This window comes from Bradyrhizobium sp. CCBAU 11361, from assembly GCF_028128935.1.
GTDB classification, from domain to species: domain Bacteria; phylum Pseudomonadota; class Alphaproteobacteria; order Rhizobiales; family Xanthobacteraceae; genus Bradyrhizobium; species Bradyrhizobium niftali.
Genome location: NZ_LBJZ01000192.1, coordinates 113,551 through 136,536, shown reverse-complemented (window position 1 = coordinate 136,536; position 22,986 = coordinate 113,551). Strand labels below are relative to the sequence as shown.

Below are 22,986 nucleotides of genomic sequence, written 5' to 3'. Positions count from 1 at the left end.
GTCAGGCCGCGGTCGATCCGAATTCCGGAACTGCGTCCTTCAGGATGGTCCTGATGGTGGCCCGATCGTCGCGCGCGATCGCCTGTTCGAGTGCCGCGATCCACTTGCGCAGGGTCTGCATCGGCGGCTCGTTCGGCTGCGCGGCCATGATGCCGGCGACGCCGATCTCGCGGGTCGGCTCCTCGGAGGCGAACAGGATCTCGTGCAGGCGCTCGCCCGGCCGCATCCCCGTGAACACGATCTCGATGTCGTAGCCGGGCTGAAGGCCGGAAAGGCGGATCATGCGCTCGGCGAGATCGACGATCTTCACCGGCTGGCCCATGTTGAGCACGTAGACCGAGACGTCCGAACGCTGCGTTCCGAGCGCATGCGTCGCCGCTGTGATGACGAGATCGCAGGCCTCGCGGATGGTCATGAAGTAGCGGACCATGTCGGGATGCGTCACCGTCACGGGACCGCCGGCCTCGATCTGGGCCTTGAACTTCGGCACCACCGAGCCGTTTGACGCCAGCACATTGCCGAACCGGACCGAGATCAGCCGCATCGGCGGCTTGGCGCTGTTGCTTGCGGCAAGATCGTGGTCGAGCGCCTGGCAGTACATCTCGGCGAAGCGCTTGGTCAGGCCGAGCATCGACACCGGCTCGATCGCCTTGTCGGTCGAGATCATCACCATGGCTTCGGCGCCGGCGCCGTGCGCGGCGTCGGCAACGTTGATCGAGCCGAAGATGTTGGTCTTGACGCCCTCGCTCCAGTCGCGCTCCAGGATCGGCACGTGCTTGAGCGCGGCGGCGTGAAACACGATGTCCGGCTTGAACTCGGCCATCAGGCGCATGATGCGCTCGCGGTCGCGGATGTCGGCGATCCGCCCCTCGATCGCAGCCGCCGCGCCCTGCGCGGCGAGCGTCTCCGTCACCGCGTAGAGCGCGGGCTCGGAATTTTCCACGATCAGGAGGCGCGCGGCGCCGAACGCGACGACGCGCTCGCAGATCTCGGAACCGATCGAGCCGCCGCCGCCGGTGACGATCACCGCCTTGCCCCTGATCAGGGCTTCGAGCCGCGCATAGTCGATTGTCTCGCTCGGCCGCAGCAGGAGGTCCTCGACCGCAACCGCCGTAAGGCGCGGTGTATCGCCGCTTTCCAGCGACGGCATGCGGTTGACGATCACGCCGAGCTTGCGCGCCCGCATCAGGATCGATTCCGGGTGCGCCTCCGGCTCGAACGCTGACGGCGTCATGATGAGGCGCCCAATCGGCTTGTTGCGCTTGGCAAAGTCGCCGATGACGTCCTCGATGTCGTCGATGCCGCCCAGCACCGGAACGTTGCGGATGAACTGGCCGCGATCCGAACTCGACGGCGACAGCACGCCGACCGGCCAGATGCGTTTGATGGCGCCGCTCTCGATGCCGCGCAGGAGCACCTCGGCGTCGGCGGCGCGGCCGATCAGCAGCGTCGGCGCGGCATGGTCGGTCCGGGCATGGCGCCGCACCCGCGTATAGCGGAAGTAGCGATAGGCCATGCGCGAGGCGCTAAGAAAGGAGACTTCAAGGAACCAGTAGAGGACGATCGTCACCTTGCCGAGGAAGAAGGCGCCGCGGACGTTGGGGGCGACGAAGATGTAGTCGAGCGCGAGCAGCGCAACCGTCAGCACGGTCGCAACGCGAAGGATGTTCAGCGCGTCGGGCAGCGAGATGAATCGCCATTTCGTCGTGGTCAGGTTGAAGACGAAGAACACGACCACGCTGAAGGCGAGGAAGTAGGGCAGGATCTGGAGCAGCAGCGGCAGGCGGTCGTAAAAGCCGTCGCCGCCCTCGAAGCGCAGGTAGAAGGCTGCGAACAGCGCCGCGGTGGTCGCCAGCAGGTCGTGGAGCGCGATCAGGAAATTGCGCAAGGTGAGATGCGAAAGACGCGTCATCCGCCGACCGATGAAATCCCAGTTAGGTGCAACCTGACCGCGCTGATAGCCCATCTCGACAGGACTTGCCAGCCGCGCGGCCGTTCAGGAACCGGCTTCCCCCACCTTCGCTTCGGCGTGTCGGGCCCGGATCACCATGCCACCGGCAACGCCGACGCCGATGACATACATCCAGCCCTCGTGGAAGTCGAACAGATGGGAGTTGAACAGCGAGGTGAAGACGTTCTGCACCACGACCAGCAGGCCAATCCAACAGGCCAGCCCGTCGCCGCGGAACAACAGCAGATGCAGGATCCAGATCGCATAGAGAACGGCGATGCCGATCACGCCCCATTGCACGGCGACATTCAGCGTCTGGTTATGCGGATTCCCGATTACCTCGGCGGACGCCTGGTACTGGACGCCGGGTGTCGCGACGCGCTCGAACAATCCGCGCGTCGAGCCCGTACCGTGCCCCATGACCGGCGCCTCCGCGAAGAAGCCGAGCGATTTCCGCCAGAATTCGAGCCGCAGGCCCAGCGAGGTCGGCTCGCCCCTTTCGACATAGCGCGTGTAGTCGCTGGCAAAGGTGTCGGCGGTCTTGCGCAATTGCGGCGAGGCCTGCCAGGCGAGGACGGCGCAGACGATCAGCGCGGCGGAAATAATCGCAATGCTGCGCCAGCGCAAGTGCAGCAGTGCGAACACGCCGAACATGATCGGAACGGTGACGAGCGCGGTGCGCGATACCACCACGAAGGCCATGTTGACGAAGAAGCTCAGCGCCAGCGCGATCAATAGTCCCGCGAACCAATAGCGCTTCTGACGCAGCAGCATCACGATGGGATAAGCGAGCGCGACCGCGCACAGCGCGAATTCCTGGCTCTGGTCGATGTAGTTCTTGACGAAGATGCCGCGCTCGAGGTGGTCGGGCTTGAGCGTCAGGTTGGGATAGAAGACGACCAGCCACGACATCACCGACAGCAGCGCGCAGGACACCAAGAAGGCGATGAAGATCCAGTGTCCGCGCGGCGAGCGCTCGAAATGATAGAGCAGAACGGGCAGCACGAGCAGCTTGACGGTCGGATTGACCGCATAGAGGCGCGCGCCCCAGGCCGCATCCGACCACAGCGTGCCCACCAGCGCGAGCAGGACCAGCGCGATCGGCGCGGCTGCGATCGGGCGCTTCAGCGATTGCAGGAATGCGCGGACGTCGAGAAACGGCACCATGCAGACCAAGAACAGAGCGTTGAAGATCGCCGCGAGCGAGGTCGACCAGGGCAGCGAGGCCATGGTCAGGATCGCGAACAGGTCGGCCGTCTCGCGCCACGCCGCCGGGGTGCGACAGCGCCGCCACCGCATCTGGCCGGTCGTCTCCCGGGCGAGCGTCGTCACTTGGTCCGTCACTTGCCCCCTCCCCGCGCGCGATGGACCAGCGCGGTGGTGCTGAAGCCCTGGAGGATGTCGACCAGCACGACGGTTCCGCCGGCGGCCTCGACGACCTCATGGCCGACAACCTGCTCACGGGTGTAGTCGCCGCCCTTGACCAGCGCGCTCGGTTTGATCCGGGTGATCAAATCGATCGGCGTGTCCTCCTCGAAGATGACGACGAGATCGACGGCTTCGAGCGCCGCGAGCACTTCCGCACGCGCACGCTCGTCCTGAACCGGGCGATCGGCGCCCTTCAGCCGCCGCACCGAGGCATCGCTGTTAAGGCCGACGACCAGGCGGTCGCAGGCGCCGCGCGCCGCGGTCAGCACCTTGACGTGGCCGGGATGCAGGATGTCGAAACAGCCATTGGTGAAGCCGACCCGCAGGTCCTGCCTGCGCCATTCCGCGAGCTGCGCGTCGAGCGCCGCCGGCTCGAGCACGATCTTCTCCTCGGCCGCGAGATAGGCGTGCGGCAGGATCTTTCGTCGCAGCTCGGCCGTGCTCACAATGGCGGTGCCCTGCTTGCCGACGGCGACGGAAGCTGCGGCATTGGCCACGCGCAGCGCCGTGTCCCAGTCCGCGCCCGCCGCGAGCGAGACCGCGAGCGCGGCAGCGACGGTGTCGCCGGCGCCGGAGACGTCGCGCACCTTCACCGGGACGGCCGGAACGTGAACGGCCGCGCCTTGGCGCGGCACCAGCGTCATGCCGTGCTCGCCTTGCGTGACCAGGATCGCCTCGCAATCGGCGAGCCGCATCACGTCCTCGCTGGCATCGACGATGCTCTGCGGCGTGTCGGCGCGGCTGCGGGTGGCCTCGGCAAATTCCTTGCGATTGGGCGTGAGCAGCGTGGCGCCGCGATAGATCGCCCAGTTCAGGCTCTTGGGATCGACGATCACGGGCTTGCCGAGCTTTCGCGCGGCGTCGATGGTGTGGCGGATCACGCGCGCCGTCAGCACGCCCTTGGCGTAGTCGGACAGCAGCACGATGTCGGCGCGGGCGACCTGCGGCAGGATCGCCTCGATCAGCTTCGCCTCGACCTCGTCGGAAGCAGGCTGCGCCTGCTCCCAATCCGCGCGCAGCATGTGGGTGGAGAAATGCTCGGAGACGAAGCGGACCTTTCGCGTGGTCGGCCGCGACGGATCGCACACCAGCGCGCTTTCGATGCCCCCCTGCTCCGCAAGCGCGGCCGTGAGCCGCTTGCCCGCATCATCCTCGCCGACGAGGCCGACGAAGATGCAGCGCGCGCCGAGGGAGGCAATATTGCGCGCGACATTGCCGGCGCCGCCGATATCGATCTCGCTGCGCTGGGCAACGATGACCGGCGTCGGCGCTTCCGGCGAGATCCGCGACACCTCGCCATAGACGAACTCGTCCAGCATGATGTCGCCGATGCAGAGCACCGTGCGGCTTGAGATCGTTTGCGCGAGGGCGTCGAAATCGAGAATGGGCGTCGGCATGATCCTGGAGCCTCAGCGGAAGCGGTCGGGCCGGTCGAGATAATCCCCGACATAGGCCTTCACCGCATCCTCGAGCGTCGTGAAGCCGCCGTTATAGCCGGCGCGGCAGAGGCGATCGACCTCGCTCTGGGTGAAGTATTGATAGCTGTTGCGGATCTGTTCGGGCATGTCGATATATTCGATGTTGGGCCTCGCCCCGAGCGCCGCATAGGCAGCCAACATCAGATCCCTGAAGCTGCGCGCCTTGCCGGTGCCGACATTGAACAGCCCGGATACCGAGGGCGTTGCCAGCAGCCACATGATGACGCGCACGACATCGTCGACATAGATGAAATCGCGGCGCTGGTCGCCGTCGGCGATGCCCTCGCGATGCGACTTGAACAATTGCACGGCGCGGCCCGCCCTGACGTCGTCGAAGCGCCGCGCCAGCACGCTCATCATCGAGCCCTTGTGATACTCGTTGGGGCCGAACACGTTGAAGAATTTCAACCCCGCCCATTGCGGCGGCAGCTTCTCGCCGCGTGCGACGCGCTCGGCAACGGCGAGATCGAACTGGTGCTTGCTCCAGCCGTAGAGGTTCATCGGCCGCAGTTTTTTCAGCGCGGGCAGCGAGGCATCGTCGTCAAAGCCTGCCTCGCCGTCGCCATAGGTCGCCGCCGAGGAGGCGTAGATCAGCGGCACCGCATTGGCCGTGCACCAGTCGAGCAGGCGCGTGGAAAGGCGGAAATTGGTTTCGAACACGAGATCGCCGTCGGTCGCGGTGGTCGCGGAAATCGCCCCGAGATGGATCACGGCGTCGAGCTTGCGGCCGTTCAGCCAGTCCAGCAGCCCGGCCGGGGGGACGATATCCACAAGCTGCCGCTTGGCGAGATTGCGCCACTTGCCCTCGGTGCCGAGGAAATCACAGACGACGACCTCACTGCGGCCGGCGTCGTTCAACGCGGCCACGACATTCGACCCGATAAAACCGGCTCCGCCGGTCACCAGCAACATTCCAACCACCCTGCCCGATCTTCGCGGCCCGATACCTGCCGTAGCGCATCATCTGCCAAAGTGTAAGCATTTTGGGATCAACGCGCTCCCGGCTTTACCTGCCGGCCGGGAGCGGCTAACCGAACCGCCAGATCAGTCCGTCCTCGGTCCTATTAACGAATGAACCAAAATTCACAATTTAGTGGAAGCGCAGATCGGAGCGACACCCGCCCGATCCTGATCGTTCCCTACATGTGGATCGGCGATTTCGTCCGGAATCACACCGTGGTCCGGGTCCTGAAGGAGCGCTGGCCGAACCGGCCGGTCGATCTCCTGACCACGTCCCTGTGCGCGCCGCTGGTGGACTACATGCCCGGCGTGCGCGAGGGTATCGTCTGGGACCTGCCGCGCGGCCGGCTCGCCGTCGGCCGCCAGTTCGGCCTGGCAAAGCTCCTGCGCGAGCGGAACTACGGCACCGCCTTGGTGCTGCCCCGGACCTGGAAGGCCGCCATCGCGCCTGCGCTGGCCGGGATCCCCGAACGGGTCGGCTTCGTCGGCGAGTTCCGGTTCGGCCTGCTCAATCGCTGGCGCTGGGGCGAGAAAAAGCTGCCCCGCTTCATCGACAAGAACGCTGCGCTGGCCCAGCCCGACGGCGCCCCACTGCCGCCGGAATGGCCGGTGCCGCAATTGCGGGTCCCGGCCGAGGACATCGTCCGCTGGCGGCAGGCCAATGGCCTCAGCGCCGGCGCGCCCGTGGCGCTCGCCCCCGGCTCGGTCGGCGTCTCGAAGCGCTGGACCTACTATCCGGAGGCCGCCCGGCTGCTGGTCGAGCGTGGCCTCGAAGTCTGGGTCGTGGGCGGCCCCGCCGAAAAGGGCCTCGCCCAGGAGATCGTCGCGGCCGGCGGCCCTGGCGTCCGAGACCTCACCGGCACCGATTTGCGCAACGGCGTGCTGGCCATGGCCGCGGCCGGCGTCGCCATCTCCAACGATTCCGGCCTGATGCACATCGCGGCCGCACTGGGCACGCCCACCATGGGCATCTTCGGCCCGACCAGCCCCTACCTCTGGGCCCCCCTCAACGGCCTTGCCGCCACCGTAGTCCAGGACAAGAGCGTGCTGTCGTGCCAGCCCTGCCAGAGCACGATCTGCAAGATGAACGACCACCGCTGCATGCGCGATATCGCAGCGTCCGAGGTGGTGGCGATTGCGGAGAAGGTGCTGAGTGAGGCGGGGACGCGGGCCGAGACGTGAGGCCGCCGGAGCTTCGCCGATGATGACATCATGCTGGTGTCTTGCCCGACGAGTCAAACGGGTTTCGTAAAATCAGCAGCGAATCGACCCCGCCGCCAACCCATTGATTTCGCTAACCCCGGCTACTGTGCATGGGGTTGTTTTCGCGCTTTTTGTTTCGCGGGCGCGACAGCGGCGTTTCAGAGCAGCGGACGATAGACCTCGCCGATCCGCGCCGCTTCGGCATCGAGGCTGAACTTTTCAAGCACCCGCGCCCGTCCGCGCTCGCCCATTGCGGTTGCGGCAGCCACATCGCGCATCAGCGGCTCCAGCGCCGCGGCGAGCGCATCGGCATCGCCCGTCGGGATCAGCACGCCGGTGACGCCATCTTCGACGACAAGCTCGGCCGCACCGGCGCGCGCGGCGACGAGTGCACTTCCCGCCGCCATCGCCTCGATCAGCGTCAAACCAAAACCTTCGTTGCGCGAGGTGAAGGCGTAGATCGTCAGCCGCTGGTACCAGCGCTGCACCGCTTCGATCGGCAGCTCGCCGGTGATGACGATGCGCGATTGCAGGTTGGCTGCCTCGATGCGCTTCTTCAGGTCGTTCGCGAAAGGCGTCTGCTCGGTCGTGACCTGACCGACGATGATTGCGGTGAAGTCAGGATAGCGCGGCAACAGCCGGCACATCGCATCGACGAACACGTCGGTGCCCTTCTGGGCGCGCACGCGACCGAAGCAGCCGATCGCGTAGCGGCCCTGCAGCGCGGTTTCCGCGAACGCCGCTGAACGATCCATCGGCGGCGCATAGACGTCGGTGTCGACGCCATGCGGGATCACCGTGGCCTTCACCTTCAGGAACGCGGCCGAGAGATCCGACGTCGCGATGATCGCGTCCATGCGGCGGATCAGCCAGCGCGTGATCCAGCTGTGGTGCCGCTGCGCCGCCGAGGTGAAGACCAGCTTGAGCGGCCAGCCGAGTGCGCGCAGCACGACGCCCGCGATCATCTCGTTGTTGCGGCGCGCATGCCAGATCAGCGGCGTCTTGCGGCGCCATAGCCTGAGGAAATCGGCCACGCTCAGCCGCGCGATCCCTTCCGGCGCGTCCGAGCCGAACCACGCCGCGCGATACAGTCTTGCCAGCCGCGGCGCCACCATCCGGTTGGTCGCGGTGACCCCGGAATAGCGCCTGTGCAGATTTGGCACGATCACTTGCAGATCGCCCGGGGAATTCGCCACGTCATGCTCCGTTTAGCAGACCCCCTATACGCAACATTAAGCATAGTGACCAGTTCAGCCGCGCCGATACCCCCTCTTCACCACGCAAACGGTAGCTTGGAGCGTTGATCGAAGACGGGTGAGATCATGACTGTGCTAGTCACCGGCGGCGCCGGCTACATCGGAAGTCACACGGTCCTGGCGCTGGCGGAAGCCGGCGAGGACGTCGTCGTGATCGACGATCTCTCCACCGGTTTCTCCGCCTACCTGCCGGAAGGCGTGCCACTGTTCATTGGCGATGCCGGCGACGAGAACCTGCTCGAGGGCGTGATCGCCCAGCACAACATCGAGAGCATCATCCATTTCGCCGGCTCGGTGGTCGTGCCGGAGTCGATGCGCGATCCGCTCGGCTACTACCGCAACAATTTCATGACCGCGCGCAACCTGCTCAATGTTGCCGTCAAGCGCGGCATTGGCCGCTTCATCTTCTCCTCGACCGCCGCCGTCTACGGCAATCCGGACGAGGTGCCCGTGCCCGAGCATGCGCCGACGCGGCCGCTGTCGCCCTACGGCTCGTCGAAGCTGATGACCGAGATCATGCTGCACGACGTCGCCGCCGCCTACGGCATGCAGTACGTGACCCTGCGCTATTTCAACGTCGCCGGCGCCGATCCGCAGGCGCGCATCGGCCTTGCCACCGTCGGCGCCACGCATCTGCTCAAGATCGCGGTCGAGGCCGCGACCGGCCAGCGCGCCAAGATCGACGTGTTCGGCACCGATTATCCGACCCCGGACGGCAGCTGCATCCGCGATTTCATCCACGTCACGGACCTGTCGCAGGCCCACCGCTCGGCACTGGCTTACCTGCGCAATGGCGGCGCCTCGACCACGCTGAATTGCGGCTATGGCCGCGGCTATTCGGTGCTGGAGACCATCGACGCGGTGCGCCGGGTGTCCGGGCGCAGCTTCGCCGTGCAATACGCCCCGCGCCGGCCCGGCGACATCATGACCATGGTCGCCGACACCAGCCGCATCCGCGGCCTGCTCGACTGGAAGCCGCAATACGACGACCTCGAGACCATCGCGGCCCACGCGCTGGCCTGGGAGGACAAGCTGTTCCGCGAGCGCCATGGCGAGCTCCGCCACGCCGTCTCCGCCTAGATTCCATCCGGACGCAAGCCCTTAATTGGGCTTGAAAAGCCCCGCTTTAGCGGGCACAGAGGCCCATCGATCCCTGACGCGCGGGCAGGCTTTTCCTTGCGCCGTCAATGGACTACGGATGGCCCAGTTTCCAAAGAAAATCACCGACGATCCCTATACGGCAGCGGTCCTGATTCGCCGCCTGGTCACGGAACAGGGGATCGTCTATTGGCGGCGTTACCTCGTCGCCTTCGCCCTGATGGCGCTCGCCGCCGGGTCGACCGCGGGCGCGACCTACGTGCTCGGCCAGGTCATCAACCAGGCCTATGTCGACAAGAACATCCCGGGCATCGCGATGTTCTCAGGGCTCACGGTGATCCTGCTGTTCATCAAGGGCGTGGCGACCTACGGCCACATGGTGATCCTGACCAAGATCTCCAACGCGATCCTCGCCACCAACCAGCGCCAGCTGTTCGCCAAGCTGATGCGTGAGAGCATCGGTTTCTTCTCCGAGCGGCATTCGTCCGAATTCCTGGCGCGGCTGACGGCCGGCGCCAAGTCGATCACCGACGTGCTCAACATGCTGGTCAACGCCATCGGGCGCGACTTGCTGATGCTGCTCGCAATGATCGGCGTGATGGTGTGGCAGGATCCGCTGATGTCGTTCATCGGCCTCGTCGCGGTGCCGCCGGCGATGCTGGTGCTGCGCAAGCTGGTCAAGCGCATCAAGGGCCTCGCCTTCAACCAGTTCACCGGCACCGCCGACATCATGGAGACGATGCAGGAATCGCTGCAGGGCATCCGCACGGTCAAGGCGTTCACGCTCGAAGAGACCATGCAGAAGCGCATCGACGAGAACATCGCGATCGTCGAGCGCAACGCCAACAAGATGGCCCGCGTCGCCAACCGCTCCAATCCGCTGATGGAAATGTTGGGAGGCTTCGCAGTCGCCGGCTGCCTGATGTACGGCGGCTATGCCGTGGTCGCGCTCAACGCCACGCCCGGCGCGTTCTTCTCCTTCATGACCGCCTTCCTGATGGCGACCGAGCCGGCCAAGCGGCTGGCGCGGCTTAACATCGATCTGAACAGTCAGCTCGTCGGCGCGCGCATGCTGCTGGAAGTCGTCGACAGCCCGGCGAGCGAGCATTCCGACGACGACAAGCCGGCGCTGAAGCTGTCGGACGCACGGATCGAGCTGCGCGATGTCAGCTTCTCCTACCGGACTGGCGAGACCGTCCTCAACCGCATGAGCTTCACCGCCGAGCCCGGCAAGGTCACCGCGCTGGTCGGCCCGTCCGGCGGCGGCAAGTCCACCGTGCTGGGGCTGCTGCTGCGCTTCTACGAGGTGACGCAAGGCGACATCGTCATCGACGGCCAGTCGATCGGCGCGGTCTCGCGCAAGTCGCTGCGCGCGCAGACCGCCTATGTCGGCCAGGACGTCTATCTGTTCCGCGACACCATCCGCAACAACATCGCCTTCGGCAAGCCGGGCGCGACCGAAGACCAGATCATCGACGCCGCGAAAGCGGCCTGCGCGCATGATTTCATCGTGAGCTTCCCGCTCGGCTACGACACGCCGGTCGGTGAGCACGGCACGCAGCTCTCAGGCGGCCAGCGTCAGCGCATCGCGGTGGCGCGCGCGCTGATCAAGAACGCGCCGATCATCCTGCTGGACGAAGCCACCGCCGCGCTCGACTCCGAGTCCGAGAAGCAAGTGCAGGAGGCGATCGAGCATCTCTGCCAGAACCGCACCACCATCGTGATCGCGCACCGCCTGCACACCATCATGCACGCAGACGCGATCCTGGTGGTCGAAGGTGGCGAGATCGTCGAGCAGGGCCGGCACGACGAGCTGATCCGCCGCTCGGGTCGCTATGCCTCGTTCTTCCGCCTGCAACATCACGACGCCGGCACTCTGGCGCCGATCAGCGCAACCGCATAGAATTCCCTTCACCTCAAGAGCAGCGAGACCGCTTCATGAACGCCGCCTCCTACGTCATTCCGCTTCCATCGCAACCATCGCTTCCCGTCGTCGGAGAGGCCGGCCGCTACCCGGTGCGCCGCATCTGGTGCGTCGGCCGCAACTATCTCGAGCACATCCGCGAGATGGGCAATGACGAGCGCGCGCCGCCGTTCTTCTTCGCCAAGCATGCCGACATGCTGGTGCCCGATGGCGCCACCATCCCCTATCCGCCACTGACCAAGGACCTGCATCACGAGGTCGAGCTGATCGTCGCGATGAAGAGCGGCGGCCTCAACATTCCCGCCGACAAGGCGCTCGACCATGTCTACGGCTACGCCGTCGGAATCGACCTCACCCGCCGCGACCTCCAGATCGCCTCGCGCAAGAAGGAGCGTCCGTGGGAGATCGGCAAGTCGTTCGACTATTCCGCGCCCTGCTCCGCCGTGCAGCCGGCCGCGAAGATCGGCCATCCCGCCAAGGGCAAGATCTGGCTCACGGTCAACGGCAAGGAAGCGCAGAAGGGCGACCTCACCGAGCTGATCTGGAACGTGCCCGAGATCATCTGGCAGCTCTCGCAGCAGGTGAAGCTCGCCGCCGGCGACATCATCATGACGGGCACGCCGGCCGGCGTGTCGCAGCTCCAGCCCGGCGACAAGCTCGAATGCGGCGTCGACGGCATCGGCACACTGAAGGTCTCGATCGGCCAGCCGGAATAGGCTGCACGACATCTCGAAATCGAAAGGCCCCGGACATGTCCGGGGCCTTTTTGATTCGGATCGCATCTACCAGGCCTTCACCGGCCGATTGGCGTGGCTCGCCTGCGGGACGCCGCGATTGAGCGACATGTGGGAATGCACGCACAGCCAGCCGTCGGCGGTCTTGGAGAATACCATGGTCGCCCGGCCCGGACGCGGATACGCGCTGCCGTCGGGATGATAGCCGGTGCTCGTCCACGGCGCGATCACGGTCGCCATCGCGCCGTCGGGGGATGCCAGAACCGAGGTCTGCTCGAGCACGAAACGAAAGTCGGCCGTCTTCGGCCAGACGTTGTCCCATTGCGTGGTGACCCATTGGTCGAGGCCGGGGATGACATCGTTGTGCGTGCCGAAGGCAAGCACCTCGGGGTGAAACAGCGGCCTCGCCGAAGCGTAGTCGACCTCGCGGACGTAGCCCGCGAAGGTCTCCAGCCATCGGCGGAAGAATTGCACTGTCTCGGTGTTCGCGGTCGGCAAGGGGGCCATTCGCACCTGCTTCATCGCAGCGCCGACATCACGATGAGGCCGAGGATCAGCGCCGTCAGCGAGTATTTCAGCGTGTAGTAGACGTTGCGGTTCCACTCCTTGACCTTGCGGCTGGCGAGGTGGATCTCATAGAGCTTGCCGAACACCTTGTTGAGCACGCCGACGCTCTCGCCGTCGACGTTCTGGGTCGCCGACGCCTTGACGATGTGATGGCTGACCCAGCGGTTGATCGCGGTCATGAAGCCGAACTTCATCGGGCGCTCGACGTCGCAGAACAGGATGATGCGGTTGACGTCGGTCGCATTCTCGGCGCTGTGGATGAAGGTCTCGTCGAACATGAAGGCCTCGCCGTCGCGCCAGACGCATTCGACGCCGTCGACCAGGATGCGGCACTTGTTCGAGTTCGGCGTGACGAGGCCGAGGTGATAGCGCAGCGAACCGGCGAACGGATCGCGGTGCGCGCCCAGCTTGCCGCCGGGCGGCAGCATCGCGAACATCGCGCCGTGCACGCTCGGAATCGCATTGAGCAGCTCCACCGTCTTCGGGCACAGCGTGCGCGCCGAGGGCAGGAAGTCGTCGTACCATTTCAGGTAAAAGCGCTTCCAGCCGCTCTTGAAGAACGAGTAGAAGCCCCAGTCGTTGTTCTTGGCGGCCGCGCGGATGAAGCCTTCGTCGAACAGGCGCACGGCCTCGTCGCGGATGGTCTCCCAGTTCTCGCTGAGGGGCTTGAGCTCGGGAAACTGCTCGACCGGGATCACCGGCTTGTTCGGCACCGCCGAGCCCGCATACATCAGCACATTGTAGGGGGCGAGATAGGTCGAGTGATCGCCAAGCTGGCGCGCGAAGCGCAGCCGCTGCTTGCCGCGGAAGTGAACATAGATCGTCGATGCCGCGAGCACATACAGAATGACCAGTTGCGGCGCAAAAAGCTGTTTCAGCATTTCCCCAGTTCCCGAGTGACCCAGCCGGGGACGTCATCTACTCCGAGCTGGCCCGAGCGGCAAGATATTCACCGCTGGGTTGCAATCACGCTGGGGAGAGCGGCGGCCCGGAACCTGGGGGTCAAAACTGGCCGAAACGAGCCGAATTACGCCCGCGCCAGCGCCTGAAGACCCTTGAAGGTCAGGCGCTTGGGGTCGGTGACGCCGGCGAGATAGAGTCGGCGGATGAACGCGATGACGGCGTCGCGGTCGCAATCGGTCAGCGCAACGACGGCGTCGACCGCGATCTTCTGGGCTTCCATTGGGCTCACCTCGGCCTTGCGAGTAACCCCGGCCGAGACAGGCTAGGACTCGTCGGTTAATCCGGCGTTAACCGTTCGGGCAGCATCGCCGATTCAGCCCGGCAGCCGTATACGCAAAACAACGCATTGCCGGACGCATAGCGGCTCAGCGCGCATTGATGCTCTTCTTCAACAGCGCGAACTGCTTCTTCAGTCGCGGCACGGCAAAGTCGGTGAACGCCCGCACCTTGGGCACCGAGAGCCGCCCCTGCGGGCAGATCAAATGCGCGGGCATCTCCGGATCCTGGTCGGCGGCTAGCACGATCTCGAGCTCGCCGCGCGCAACCTGCTCGGCCACCTGGTACGAATACATCCGCGCCACGCCGCGCCCGGCGACCGCGGACGCCACGGCCGCATAGGTGCTGTTGACGACGAGGCGCGGGGTGAACTGGACCGTCCGGGCTGCCGACGAGCCCGCCTGTGGCGCGAAGGTCCAGGAATTGGGCAGATGCGCCATCGCCACGATCTGATGCTTGGCGAGATCGCCGGGGTCAGTGATGCGCGGATGCTGCTTCAGGTAGCGGGGAGCCGCCACCACGACGCGGCTGATCTCGCCGATCCGCATCGCCACCATCGCCGAATCCGCGAGATGGCCGATGCGAAGCGCGATGTCGACGCCCTCCTCGATCAGGTTGACCGCGCGGTCGAACAGCAGGAGCTTTGCCGACACGGTCGGATAGGCGTCGAGAAACGCATCGAGGATCGGCCGCAGCACCATCTCCCCCGAGACCACCGGCGCGCTGATCGTGAGCAGGCCACGCGGCGCCGTGCGCGGTCCGGCCGCTATGTCGTCGGCCTCCTCCAGTTCGGTGAGTACGCGGCGGCAGATCGCGAGATAGCGCTCACCCTCCTCGCTCAGCTTGATCGACCGCGTCGTCCGGTGCAGCAGCTCGGCACCGACCCGCTCCTCCAGGAAGGCGATGGCGCGGCTCACCGCCGCCGGCGAACGGCCGAGCTTGCGCCCCGCCGCGGCGAGGCTGCCCTCGTCCACCGCAAGGACGAACACCTTCATCGCATCCAGACGATCCATGCGCTTTCCGCCGCCCCCTGAGATTCCGGCCGAAGGCTAGGCGTTCGCGCCGGCCGCCACAACCGCCGCCGCGCGCCGATCCGGCATTCGTTCGCGCCGCGAAAGAGTGTCTGCCGGACAGCGCGTATTCGCAGCCGGGCCGCCGCGGCGTACCTCACCACCCAAGCCGGCCGCTGCCGGCGCAGTTCTCAAGCCAACAAAAGGAGCCCGTCATGGGTATCGAGCAGAAGGTCGCCATCATCACCGGTGCATCGCAGGGTATCGGCGCCGCCCTGGTCAAGGGTTTTCGCGATCGCAACTATCGCGTCGTCGCAACGGCGCGCTCCATCAAGCCGTCGGGCGACGACGACGTTCTCGCCGTTCCCGGCGACATCGCCGACCGGGCCACCGCCGAGCGCGTGGTTTCGCAGGCCGTCGCCCGCTTCGGCCGCGTCGACACGCTGGTCAACAATGCCGGCATCTTCGTCGCAAAGCCGTTCACGCAGTACACCGCCGAGGACTATGCGGCGGTGATGGGCACCAACGTCGCCGGCTTCTTCAACATCACGCAGCTCGCCATCGCCGAGATGGAGAAGCAGGGTTCTGGCCACATCGTGCAGATCACGACGACCCTGGTCGATCACGCGAATTCCAACGTGCCCTCGGTGCTGGCGTCACTGAGCAAGGGCGGCCTCAACGCCGCGACCAAGTCGCTCGCGATCGAATACGCGAGGCGCGGCATCCGTGTGAACGCCGTGGCGCCTGGCGTCATCAAGTCGCCGATGCATCCGGTTTCGACGCATGCCGAGCTCGGCGCGCTGCATCCGGTCGGCCACATAGGCGAGATGTCCGACATCGTCGATGCCGTGCTCTATCTCGAGGGTGCGTCCTTCGTCACCGGCGAGATCCTGCATGTCGACGGCGGCCAGAGCGCCGGCCACTGAGCGAGAGGAGAGACACCATGCCCATCGTCACCATTCAAGTGACCCGCGAGGGAACGACGCCCGGGGCGGCGTCGCTCACGGCGGAGGAGAAGGCCGCGCTGATCAAGGGATCGAGCCAGCTCCTGCTCGACGTGCTCGGCAAGCCGCTCGATTCCACCTTCGTCGTGATCGAGGAGGTCGACACCGACAATTGGGGCTGGGGCGGCGTGCCCGTGCCGGAATTCCGGCGTCGCCGCGCCGCCCAGACAGGATGATCCGGCGCGACAAGGCGCGCAGGAGGATGACATGACCAACGCAGATACGAAGCAGCACGCCACGACCCGGCCGCATCAGCGGCCGGGATCGGCATCACGGCAAACCTGGCGATATGCGGTGGCAGGATTGTCCGCATCGCTGGTCGGGCTTGGCCTCGCCCGCTTCTCCTACACGCCGCTGATCCCGGCGCTGATCGCAGCAAGGTGGTTCAGCGCGTCGGACGTCGTCTATCTCGGCGCGGCGAACCTTGCGGGTTACCTCGCAGGCGCACTCGCGGCCCGGGCCGTCGCCGACCGCATCGGCGCGGTCCCCGCGTTGCGTGCGATGATGCTGCTCGCCACGCTCTCTTTCTTGGCCAGTTCAACCCCGGTGTCGTTCAGCTGGTTCTTCGCCTGGCGGACGCATCCATGAGCTCGTGCCGCACTCCTCCGCGCAGCAGCGCGCGACATGGAGCCATGCAACAACCAGCTTTGCGCTGTTCCAGGCGGCCGCGGCTTACGGCTTCTCCTGGATCTATGCGCAGACCGGCGGCGACTATCTCGTGCTGTTCGGTTTAGGCGGCGGCGCAGTGGTCCTGGCGCTCGCGATCGATCTCGGCCTCGCACTGATCATCCCGCGCAGCTCCTGAGCGCGATGACGGCAGGCGAGCGGTGCTACCCGGCACCGGGCTTTGTCATGATTTGAGTAAGCGATCTCAGCACCTCGGCTTGCTTCAGGACCAACTCACATTGCTGTCGTGCATGCGTGCTCGACAGCTCAACCAACTCCGCCAGTGTTCTCGCACGGCCCAGCTCCCGCGCATACTCCAAGGTCGCGCCCGCATTGACTTTCATCATTTCGAGCACGACGACACGACACTCCGTTGCCGTTCCAATCGCCTCGATGAGGTGGCTTTCTGCGGCAGCGATTCCATTGGCCTCCGATGCCACATCGGCCGGCCGTGGCTTGGTGAGGTCCCTGGCATAATCCAGCGCAGCGTGAGCACCGGTCTTCATGCCGTCCAAAGCACGCGCCTGACAATCCTTGGCCATGTCCACGATGAGATCAATGGTGGTAGCGCCCGGAGGTTCAGGTGTTGCAACCATGACGCTGGCCGCTTCCTGTACCGGAACAGTCATCGGAGCGGGCGCTGCTTGCGCAATCTGCGGCGCATCTTGCAGGACGACGGCGACCGGGGCCGGCGGCATGGCCAAGCCCTCGTCGACGGCACGGCTCACTTCCGCCGCCAGTTCCACCAGCGAGCGACGTCCGGCGCGTGCCATGTCAGCAGGCTGTCTTGAGCGCGGCTTGCCCATGATCATTCGACTCCATGATAAGACGTTCCGAGATCCAACCCCACAGGGCCGCAATTTCCTCCGAGGCTTTTCCCTCCGGCGCGAACTCGGTCACGCCCAGCCCTGCCCCGAGCGCATCCTGGTGGTCGTTGCGCTGCCCAATGCAGGGGAGCGCAAGCACGCCGAGCGAGTTGAGCGACGTGGCAGCTTCGCTCAGCCGCCCCCCCCGTGTGGGTGTCTGATTGAGGATGAAGGCAAACCGGCGATCGAGCCTGCGGGTCGCGATCAGCGTAGGTATTGCGGCTTCGATGTCGGCCGGGCTCGGACGAGCCGGGATGAGACAAAGATCGGCACAGGCAATGGCGCGCGTCGCCAAGGCATTGTTTGTGGCGGCTGTGTCGATGATTGCGAGCCAGACCCCTTCGGCCTTGAGGCGGGATATCACCGGCTCGATTTCGGTGGGATCCGTAACGCAATCGACGCGAGGATAGGGTTTCTCACGGCGCCCTTTCCATCTCGAGATCGTACCCTGCGCGTCCGCCTCGATGAGAGCGACGCGCTCTCCGCGCTGCATCGCTGCCACCGCTAGTCCAACGGACAGCGTACTCTTGCCGCTTCCGCCTTTCTGCGTGACCAAAGCAAGGACGTACATGTTCCGCGTTCTCCACAGGACGGCAACAACGTGGAACCCGGACATCGCCGGAAATAAATTTCTTGCAACGCAACAATTCTACCCTAAGTCGCGATTCGTCTCAAGCATCGCGAGCCTCCCCCGGTAATTTACGTAGCAAGATCAGGAATATTGCATCACGCCGTCGTCGATCCGGCCGAAGCGCAAGGAGACGATGTCGAGGGCGTAGTTCTGGTACAGCCGCCACGGCTGCTTCGAGCCTTGCTTGGGCATCTTCGCGACCGAGCGCTGCACATAGCCCGAGGTAAAATCGAGCGAGGGCTGCGCGGTGATCGTGGGATCGTCATTGTGCGGCATGCACTGGCGGAAATTGTGCCGGTCCATGTAGTTGACGAGCCGGCAGACATATTCGCAGGTGAGATCGCATTTCAGCGTCCAGGACGCGTTGGTGTAGCCGAAGGCCGACGCCATGTTCGGCACGTCGGCATACATCATGCCCTTGTAAGTCAGCGTATTGGCGAAATCGACGGCGCGGCCGTCGACGCTGACCTCAAGTCCGCCGACGACCTGAAGCACCAGCCCCGTCGCGGTGACGATGATGTCGGCCGCAAGCTCTCGGCCGTCCTTCAGGCGGATGCCGTCGCGCGTAAAATTGTCGATCTCGCTCGTCACGACGGAAGCCCGCTGCTCGCGGATTGCCTTGAACAGATCGCCGTCAGGCACGAGGCACAGCCGCTGGTCCCAGGGATTGTAGCGCGGCGTGAAATGGGTCGCGACGTCGTAGTCGGGCCCGAGCGCCATCTGCACGCCCCTGAGGATGAGGTCCTTCACCTTCGCCGGCCTGCGCCGGCTAAGCTGGAAGAAGAACATCCCCCACATCACGTTGCGCCAGCGGATCAGATGATAGGCAAGCCGCGCCGGCAGATTGCGGCGCAATTTGTTGGCGAGGGGATCCTGCGCCGGGCGCGACACAACGTAGGTCGGCGAGCGCTGAAGCATGGTGACCTGCGCGGCCTTCTTGGCCAGCTCCGGCACCAGCGTCACTGCGGTTGCGCCCGAGCCGATCACGACGACGCGCTTGCCCGCGTAGTCGATGTCCTCGGTCCATTTTTGCGGGTGCACGATGCGGCCGGCGAAATCCGCCGCACCCTTGAACTCCGGTGTATAGCCCGCCTCGTATTTGTAATAGCCCGAGCACATGAACAGGAAATTGCAGGTGAAGCGCACAAGCTCGGTTGCACCCTCCCCCGTCATGCGCTCGGCCTCGACGGTCCAGCGCGCGTCCGGCGTCGACCACGCCGCACGCTTGACGCGATGGCGGAAACGGATGTGCGTCTCGATGCCGTTCTCGCTAGCTGTCTCGCGCACATAGCTCAGGATCTGCGGCCCGTCGGCGATCGCCTTCGGATCGGTCCACGGCTTGAACGAATAGCCGAGCGTGAACATGTCGCTGTCGGAGCGGACGCCGGGATAGCGAAACAGATCCCAGGTCCCACCGATGCAGTCGCGCCCCTCCAGGATGACGTAGCTCTTGCCCGGGCACTTCGTCTGAAGGTGATAGCCCGCGCCGATGCCGGACAGGCCGGCACCGACGATGAGGACGTCGAAATGTTCTTCAACCATGGCGTTCTCCCGCCGCACAGGATGGGCGGCGCCGCGCCGAATTGCAACCGTCAGGGGATGGTCGCGCCGTAGACACAGGCGGTGTCGAAATACTCGTGGAATTCGACTGCCTTGCCGTCCTTGAAGCGCCAGAAATCGACCTTCGGCGTCTTCGCGACCTTTTTGGTCTTCTTGTTGGTCCACGCGCATTCGCCGCGCGCGACGACGGTATCGCCCTGCGCGACGTACTCGTTCATCGTGTAGTACTGCATGCTCCAGTCGGCCAGCAGGCCGTCGAAATAGCCGCGGAGCTCGGTACGGTCGTCATAGCGCTTGGCAAAAGGTACCGGCTCGGCACCCCGCGGAATCGAATCGAACTTGATCTGCGGGCCAATGACCTTGTCGAACCAATAGTCGACGCTGGCTCCCTTGCTGTCGTTCCACTGGCGATAGGCTTCCTTCAACAGCTGAACGTTGGCTTCGCTGAACATCGCATTCCCTCCATATGCATTCTGAAAATGAACTGGGAAAGGCGGCCGCCCGCTTCGAAAGTGGCAGGCTTGTTTTGGCTCTACCTCCGAGCGTACCACAGAGAATGGCGACAAAAAAAGCCCCGGATCGCTCCGGGGCTTTCGTGTCGCAGCTGGATAAATTCTCAGTAGCGGTAGTGGTCGCTCTTGTACGGACCTTCCTGCTTCACGCCGATGTAGTCGGCCTGGTCCTTGCGCAGCTCGGTGAGCTTGACGCCGATCTTGGCGAGGTGCAGGCGCGCGACCTTCTCGTCGAGGGTCTTCGGCAGCACATAGACTTCCTTCTTGTACTTGCCGTCCTTGTTGTTGGCGAAGAGCTCGATCTGCGCCAGCGTCTGGTTGGTGAAGGACGCCGACATCACGAAGGACGGATGGCCCATCGCGTTGCCGAGGTTCACGAGGCGGCCTTCCGACAGCATGATGATGCGGTGCTTGTCGGGGAATTCGATCTCGTCGACCTGCGGCTTGATGTTCGTCCACTTCAGATTGCGCAGACCCGCGATCTGGATCTCGTTGTCGAAGTGACCGATGTTGCAGACGATGGCGCGATCCTTCATCGCGCGCATGTGCTCGATGGTGATGATGTCCTTGTTGCCGGTCGCGGTGACGAAGATGTCGGCGCGGGGCGCCGCGTCTTCCATCGTCACGACCTCGTAGCCTTCCATCGCGGCCTGGAGCGCGCAGATCGGATCGACTTCCGACACCATCACGCGGCAGCCGGCCTGGCGCAGCGAGGCGGCCGAGCCCTTGCCGACGTCGCCGAAGCCCGCGACCATCGCGACCTTGCCCGACATCATCACGTCGGTGCCGCGGCGGATGCCGTCGACCAGCGATTCACGGCAGCCATAGAGGTTGTCGAACTTGGACTTGGTGACGCTGTCGTTGACGTTGATCGCCGGCCACAGCAGCGTGCCGGCCTTCTGCATGTCATAGAGACGATGCACGCCCGTGGTGGTCTCTTCGGAAACGCCCTTGATGCTCTTGGCGATCTCGGCGAAGTAGCCCTTCGGCTTTTCCTTGAGCTGCTTCTTCAGAAGCGCGAAGAAGACTTCCTCTTCCTCGGAGCCGGGCTTGTCGAGGAAGGCGGTGTCGCCGTTCTCGGCGCGCAGACCGAGATGGACGTACATGGTGGCGTCGCCGCCGTCATCGAGGATCATGTTCGGGTGACCGCCGCCGTGCCAGTCGAACAGTTTTGCGGTGTAGTCCCAGTACTCCGCCAGCGTCTCGCCCTTGACCGCGAAGACGGGAATGCCGGCTGCCGCGATCGCGGCGGCAGCGTGATCCTGCGTCGAATAGATGTTGCAGGAGACCCAGCGAATGTCGGCGCCGAGCGCTGCCAGCGTCTCGATCAGCACGCCGGTCTGGATCGTCATGTGCAGCGAGCCGGCGATGCGCGCGCCCTTCAGCGGCTGCTTCGGGCCATACTCCTCGCGGGTGGCCATCAGGCCGGGCATTTCGGTCTCGGCCAGCGAGAGTTCCTTGCGGCCGAAATCGGCGAGCGAAATGTCCTTGACGATGTAATCGGTGAAGCCGGGCTTCGCGTTCATAGGGGGTTCCTGTTTGTTTGGCTCGGCATTCGGGGGCGCTCGCAAAACGAGCGAACCCGGAAGCCGGAGGTTCGAGATTCCGGGGTCGCCGCTGTCGCGGCGCCCCGGAACGACGCGAGAGAACTAGAGCGCGCGCTTGAGCGGCTCGACGAGATCGGTCTTCTCCCAGGAGAAGCCGCCCTCGTTGTCGGGCGTACGGCCGAAATGGCCATAGGCCGAGGTGCGCGCGTAGATCGGGCGGTTGAGGTCGAGATGGCTGCGGATGCCGCGGGGCGTCAGATCCATCGCCTGCGCCGCCGCCTTCTCGAGCTGATCCTCCGGCACCTTACCGGTGCCGTGGGTGTCGATGTAGATCGACAGCGGCCGCGCCACGCCGATGGCGTAGGCGAGCTGGAGCGTGCAGCGGTCGGCGAGACCGGCGGCAACGATGTTCTTGGCGACGTAGCGCGCGGCGTAGGCCGCGGAACGGTCGACCTTGGTCGGATCCTTGCCGGAGAACGCGCCGCCGCCATGCGGGGCCGCGCCGCCGTAGGTGTCGACGATGATCTTGCGGCCGGTCAGGCCGGAGTCGCCGTCGGGGCCGCCGATGTAGAACTTGCCGGTCGGGTTGATGTGCCAGATGGTCTTCGGCGTGATCCAGTCCTTCGGCAGCGCCTCGCGCACATAGGGCTCGACGATGTCGCGCACCTGGTTCGAGGTGAGGTCCGGCACCAGATGCTGGTGGGAGACCACGATCTCGCGCACGCCGACCGGCTTGCCGTTCTCGTACTGCACGGTGACCTGGCTCTTGGAATCCGGGCCCAGCACCTTCTCGCGGCCGGAGTGGCGCGCCTCGGAGATGAGGCGCAGGATCTTGTGGGCGTAGAAGATCGGCGCCGGCATCAAGTCGGGCGTCTCGTTGGTGGCGTAACCGAACATGATGCCCTGGTCGCCCGCGCCTTCTTCCTTGACCTCGCCCGGCTGCAGCGCATCGACGCCCTGGGCGATGTCGGCCGACTGCGGATGCAGCAGAATCTCGATGTCGCAGGTCTTCCAGTGGAAGCCTTCCTGTTCGTAGCCGATGTCCTTGATCGCGGCGCGCACGACGCCCTCGATCTGCTCGTTGGTGACGGACTTCGGGCCGCGGGTCTCGCCGGCGATCACGACCTTGTTGGTGGTCGCGAGCGTTTCGCAGGCGGCGCGGATCTGCCACGGGTCGATGCCGGCTTTCGGCCCCTCGCGGTAGAACAGATCGACGATTTCATCGGAGATCCGGTCGCAGACCTTGTCCGGATGGCCTTCGGACACGGACTCGCTGGTGAAGAGATAGGACGCGCGCATCAAGAAACCCCTTGTTCCGCCACTGGACGGCGGTTCGTTTGCGATGTTTACCT

The 22,986-nt window shown here is 65.2% G+C and carries 21 protein-coding genes and 1 pseudogene; 7 read left to right on the top strand and 15 right to left on the bottom strand.

The window, feature by feature from the left end; translation table 11 throughout:
- Window position 1: 1 nt before the first annotated feature.
- From XI08_RS32615 to rfaD, 4 genes are all read right to left on the bottom strand, one after another.
- Window positions 2–1,912, bottom strand: coding sequence for a nucleoside-diphosphate sugar epimerase/dehydratase (locus tag XI08_RS32615; RefSeq protein ID WP_271577542.1), 1,911 nt, complete (start codon window positions 1,910–1,912; stop codon window positions 2–4).
- Window positions 1,913–1,996: 84 nt separating this feature from the next.
- A complete protein-coding gene (locus tag XI08_RS32610; RefSeq protein ID WP_271577613.1) occupies window positions 1,997–3,283 on the bottom strand; it encodes an O-antigen ligase family protein in 1,287 nt (428 codons plus the stop codon).
- An 8-nt stretch (window positions 3,284–3,291) separates the two neighbouring features.
- A complete protein-coding gene (rfaE1, locus tag XI08_RS32605) occupies window positions 3,292–4,776 on the bottom strand; it encodes a D-glycero-beta-D-manno-heptose-7-phosphate kinase (RefSeq protein WP_271577541.1) in 1,485 nt (494 codons plus the stop codon).
- A 12-nt stretch (window positions 4,777–4,788) separates the two neighbouring features.
- Window positions 4,789–5,769, bottom strand: a complete 981-nt coding sequence (gene rfaD, locus XI08_RS32600; protein WP_271577540.1) for an ADP-glyceromanno-heptose 6-epimerase — start codon at window positions 5,767–5,769, stop codon at window positions 4,789–4,791.
- A gap of 159 nt (window positions 5,770–5,928) precedes the next feature.
- Here rfaD and waaF point away from each other — a divergent pair, with 159 nt between their 5' ends.
- Window positions 5,929–6,999, top strand: a complete 1,071-nt coding sequence (gene waaF, locus XI08_RS32595; protein ID WP_271577539.1) for a lipopolysaccharide heptosyltransferase II — start codon at window positions 5,929–5,931, stop codon at window positions 6,997–6,999.
- Between the two features lie 179 nt (window positions 7,000–7,178).
- On the opposite strand, the gene XI08_RS32590 is transcribed toward waaF, so the two are convergent.
- The gene (locus XI08_RS32590; RefSeq protein WP_271577538.1) at window positions 7,179–8,216 is read right to left on the bottom strand and encodes a glycosyltransferase family 4 protein; all 1,038 of its coding nucleotides are present in this window, start codon (window positions 8,214–8,216) and stop codon (window positions 7,179–7,181) included.
- A gap of 126 nt (window positions 8,217–8,342) precedes the next feature.
- Here XI08_RS32590 and galE point away from each other — a divergent pair, with 126 nt between their 5' ends.
- The 3 genes from galE (at window position 8,343) to XI08_RS32575 (ending at window position 12,014) form a co-directional block, all read left to right on the top strand.
- A complete protein-coding gene (galE, locus tag XI08_RS32585; protein ID WP_271577537.1) occupies window positions 8,343–9,356 on the top strand; it encodes a UDP-glucose 4-epimerase GalE in 1,014 nt (337 codons plus the stop codon).
- A 118-nt stretch (window positions 9,357–9,474) separates the two neighbouring features.
- Complete coding sequence (locus tag XI08_RS32580; RefSeq protein ID WP_271577536.1) at window positions 9,475–11,277, top strand: ABC transporter ATP-binding protein; 1,803 nt, start codon at window positions 9,475–9,477, stop codon at window positions 11,275–11,277.
- Window positions 11,278–11,312: 35 nt separating this feature from the next.
- The gene (locus tag XI08_RS32575; protein WP_271577535.1) at window positions 11,313–12,014 is read left to right on the top strand and encodes a fumarylacetoacetate hydrolase family protein; all 702 of its coding nucleotides are present in this window, start codon (window positions 11,313–11,315) and stop codon (window positions 12,012–12,014) included.
- Between the two features lie 66 nt (window positions 12,015–12,080).
- Here XI08_RS32575 and XI08_RS32570 read toward each other — a convergent pair whose 3' ends face one another.
- The 4 genes from XI08_RS32570 to XI08_RS32555 form a co-directional block, all read right to left on the bottom strand.
- Complete coding sequence (locus tag XI08_RS32570) at window positions 12,081–12,539, bottom strand: YybH family protein (protein WP_271577534.1); 459 nt, start codon at window positions 12,537–12,539, stop codon at window positions 12,081–12,083.
- An 11-nt stretch (window positions 12,540–12,550) separates the two neighbouring features.
- Window positions 12,551–13,480, bottom strand: a complete 930-nt coding sequence (locus tag XI08_RS32565) for an aspartyl/asparaginyl beta-hydroxylase domain-containing protein (protein WP_271577533.1) — start codon at window positions 13,478–13,480, stop codon at window positions 12,551–12,553.
- A gap of 146 nt (window positions 13,481–13,626) precedes the next feature.
- The gene (locus tag XI08_RS32560) at window positions 13,627–13,782 is read right to left on the bottom strand and encodes a hypothetical protein (protein WP_165448167.1); all 156 of its coding nucleotides are present in this window, start codon (window positions 13,780–13,782) and stop codon (window positions 13,627–13,629) included.
- Window positions 13,783–13,927: 145 nt separating this feature from the next.
- Window positions 13,928–14,851, bottom strand: coding sequence for a LysR family transcriptional regulator (locus XI08_RS32555; protein ID WP_271577532.1), 924 nt, complete (start codon window positions 14,849–14,851; stop codon window positions 13,928–13,930).
- 212 nt (window positions 14,852–15,063) lie between these two features.
- Here XI08_RS32555 and XI08_RS32550 point away from each other — a divergent pair, with 212 nt between their 5' ends.
- The 3 genes and pseudogenes from XI08_RS32550 to XI08_RS32540 all read left to right on the top strand — a co-directional run bounded on the left by XI08_RS32550 (window position 15,064) and on the right by XI08_RS32540 (window position 16,657).
- Window positions 15,064–15,774, top strand: coding sequence for an SDR family NAD(P)-dependent oxidoreductase (locus tag XI08_RS32550; protein WP_271577531.1), 711 nt, complete (start codon window positions 15,064–15,066; stop codon window positions 15,772–15,774).
- A 17-nt stretch (window positions 15,775–15,791) separates the two neighbouring features.
- Window positions 15,792–16,028, top strand: coding sequence for a tautomerase family protein (locus XI08_RS32545; RefSeq protein ID WP_271577530.1), 237 nt, complete (start codon window positions 15,792–15,794; stop codon window positions 16,026–16,028).
- 31 nt (window positions 16,029–16,059) lie between these two features.
- Window positions 16,060–16,657, top strand: a pseudogene (locus XI08_RS32540) (YbfB/YjiJ family MFS transporter).
- A gap of 25 nt (window positions 16,658–16,682) precedes the next feature.
- On the opposite strand, the gene XI08_RS32535 reads toward XI08_RS32540, so the two are convergent.
- From XI08_RS32535 to metK, 6 genes are all read right to left on the bottom strand, one after another.
- Window positions 16,683–17,324 carry a phasin family protein gene (locus XI08_RS32535; RefSeq protein WP_271577529.1) on the bottom strand — a complete coding sequence of 214 codons (642 nt, stop codon included), beginning with the start codon at window positions 17,322–17,324 and terminating at the stop codon, window positions 16,683–16,685.
- Complete coding sequence (locus tag XI08_RS32530; protein WP_271577528.1) at window positions 17,293–17,955, bottom strand: ParA family protein; 663 nt, start codon at window positions 17,953–17,955, stop codon at window positions 17,293–17,295. Before XI08_RS32530 ends, XI08_RS32535 begins: the two co-directional genes overlap by 32 nt.
- A 141-nt stretch (window positions 17,956–18,096) precedes the next feature.
- Window positions 18,097–19,557, bottom strand: coding sequence for a flavin-containing monooxygenase (locus XI08_RS32525; protein WP_271577527.1), 1,461 nt, complete (start codon window positions 19,555–19,557; stop codon window positions 18,097–18,099).
- A gap of 50 nt (window positions 19,558–19,607) precedes the next feature.
- The gene (locus tag XI08_RS32520) at window positions 19,608–20,027 is read right to left on the bottom strand and encodes a nuclear transport factor 2 family protein (RefSeq protein ID WP_271577526.1); all 420 of its coding nucleotides are present in this window, start codon (window positions 20,025–20,027) and stop codon (window positions 19,608–19,610) included.
- A 164-nt stretch (window positions 20,028–20,191) separates the two neighbouring features.
- Window positions 20,192–21,613, bottom strand: coding sequence for an adenosylhomocysteinase (gene ahcY / locus XI08_RS32515; protein ID WP_027545108.1), 1,422 nt, complete (start codon window positions 21,611–21,613; stop codon window positions 20,192–20,194).
- A 123-nt stretch (window positions 21,614–21,736) separates the two neighbouring features.
- Complete coding sequence (metK, locus tag XI08_RS32510) at window positions 21,737–22,933, bottom strand: methionine adenosyltransferase (RefSeq protein ID WP_027545107.1); 1,197 nt, start codon at window positions 22,931–22,933, stop codon at window positions 21,737–21,739.
- Between the last annotated feature and the right edge of the window lie 53 nt (window positions 22,934–22,986).

Bases quoted from the DNA above. Each gene is read 5' to 3' on its own strand.
- rfaE1 (WP_271577541.1), bottom strand. From the start codon at position 4,776: ATGCCGACGCCCATTCTCGATTTCGACGCCCTCGCGCAAACGATCTCA.
- XI08_RS32615 (WP_271577542.1), bottom strand. From the start codon at position 1,912: ATGACGCGTCTTTCGCATCTCACCTTGCGCAATTTCCTGATCGCGCTC.
- XI08_RS32575 (WP_271577535.1), top strand. From the start codon at position 11,313: ATGAACGCCGCCTCCTACGTCATTCCGCTTCCATCGCAACCATCGCTT.
- XI08_RS32550 (WP_271577531.1), top strand. From the start codon at position 15,064: ATGGGTATCGAGCAGAAGGTCGCCATCATCACCGGTGCATCGCAGGGT.
- galE (WP_271577537.1), top strand. From the start codon at position 8,343: ATGACTGTGCTAGTCACCGGCGGCGCCGGCTACATCGGAAGTCACACG.
- metK (WP_027545107.1), bottom strand. From the start codon at position 22,933: ATGCGCGCGTCCTATCTCTTCACCAGCGAGTCCGTGTCCGAAGGCCAT.
- XI08_RS32570 (WP_271577534.1), bottom strand. From the start codon at position 12,539: ATGGCCCCCTTGCCGACCGCGAACACCGAGACAGTGCAATTCTTCCGC.
- XI08_RS32560 (WP_165448167.1), bottom strand. From the start codon at position 13,782: ATGGAAGCCCAGAAGATCGCGGTCGACGCCGTCGTTGCGCTGACCGAT.
- XI08_RS32545 (WP_271577530.1), top strand. From the start codon at position 15,792: ATGCCCATCGTCACCATTCAAGTGACCCGCGAGGGAACGACGCCCGGG.
- ahcY (WP_027545108.1), bottom strand. From the start codon at position 21,613: ATGAACGCGAAGCCCGGCTTCACCGATTACATCGTCAAGGACATTTCG.
- XI08_RS32530 (WP_271577528.1), bottom strand. From the start codon at position 17,955: ATGTACGTCCTTGCTTTGGTCACGCAGAAAGGCGGAAGCGGCAAGAGT.
- rfaD (WP_271577540.1), bottom strand. From the start codon at position 5,769: ATGTTGCTGGTGACCGGCGGAGCCGGTTTTATCGGGTCGAATGTCGTG.
- XI08_RS32535 (WP_271577529.1), bottom strand. From the start codon at position 17,324: ATGGGCAAGCCGCGCTCAAGACAGCCTGCTGACATGGCACGCGCCGGA.
- XI08_RS32520 (WP_271577526.1), bottom strand. From the start codon at position 20,027: ATGTTCAGCGAAGCCAACGTTCAGCTGTTGAAGGAAGCCTATCGCCAG.
- XI08_RS32580 (WP_271577536.1), top strand. From the start codon at position 9,475: ATGGCCCAGTTTCCAAAGAAAATCACCGACGATCCCTATACGGCAGCG.
- XI08_RS32565 (WP_271577533.1), bottom strand. From the start codon at position 13,480: ATGCTGAAACAGCTTTTTGCGCCGCAACTGGTCATTCTGTATGTGCTC.
- XI08_RS32525 (WP_271577527.1), bottom strand. From the start codon at position 19,557: ATGGTTGAAGAACATTTCGACGTCCTCATCGTCGGTGCCGGCCTGTCC.
- XI08_RS32555 (WP_271577532.1), bottom strand. From the start codon at position 14,851: ATGGATCGTCTGGATGCGATGAAGGTGTTCGTCCTTGCGGTGGACGAG.
- waaF (WP_271577539.1), top strand. From the start codon at position 5,929: ATGAACCAAAATTCACAATTTAGTGGAAGCGCAGATCGGAGCGACACC.